Source organism: Halomonas sp. ND22Bw, from assembly GCF_003011945.1.
GTDB classification, from domain to species: domain Bacteria; phylum Pseudomonadota; class Gammaproteobacteria; order Pseudomonadales; family Halomonadaceae; genus Halomonas; species Halomonas halophila.
This window is the reverse complement of sequence record NZ_PXWD01000049.1, coordinates 1-681: the sequence shown is the minus strand read 5'-3', so window position 1 is coordinate 681 and position 681 is coordinate 1. Positions and strand designations below refer to the sequence as shown.

1 protein-coding gene is annotated in these 681 nt (G+C 72.0%); it reads left to right on the top strand.

Annotated features, from left to right (window positions below; all coding sequences use genetic code 11):
• Window positions 1–681: pyruvate kinase (locus CVH10_RS16885; RefSeq protein WP_369335841.1), on the top strand; the 681-nt coding region annotated here is incomplete at both ends.

Below are 681 nucleotides of genomic sequence, written 5' to 3'. Positions count from 1 at the left end.
GGCCGGGTGGTGCTCGACGTCGACCGCGTCGACGGCAGCGCCATCCACACCACCGTGGCGGTGGGCGGCGAGCTGTCCAACAACAAGGGCATCAACAAGCAGGGCGGCGGCCTCTCCGCCCCGGCGCTGACCGACAAGGACCGCGCCGACCTCGAGACCGCCATGGCCATCGGCGTCGACTACCTGGCCGTGTCCTTCCCGCGCAGCGCCGCGGACATGCAGGAGGCACGGGACCTGCTGGGCGAGGCCGGCCGCGACATCGGCCTGGTGGCCAAGCTCGAGCGCGCCGAGGCGGTGGCCGACGACGCCACCCTCGACGGCATCATCGAGGCCAGCGAGGCGGTGATGGTGGCCCGCGGCGATCTCGGCGTGGAGATCGGCGACGAGGCGCTGATCGGCACCCAGAAGCGCATCATCAAGCACGCCCGCAGCCTCAACCGTGCGGTGATCACCGCCACCCAGATGATGGAGTCGATGATCGACTCGCCCTTGCCGACCCGGGCCGAGGTGTTCGACGTGGCCAACGCGGTACTCGACGCCACCGACGCGGTGATGCTCTCCGCCGAGACCGCCGCCGGCGACTTCCCGGTGGAGACCGTGGAGGCCATGGCCCGGGTGTGCCTGGGCGCCGAGCGCGAGCGGGTCGCCCAGTCCTCCGGCCACCGCATCCACGAGGGCTTC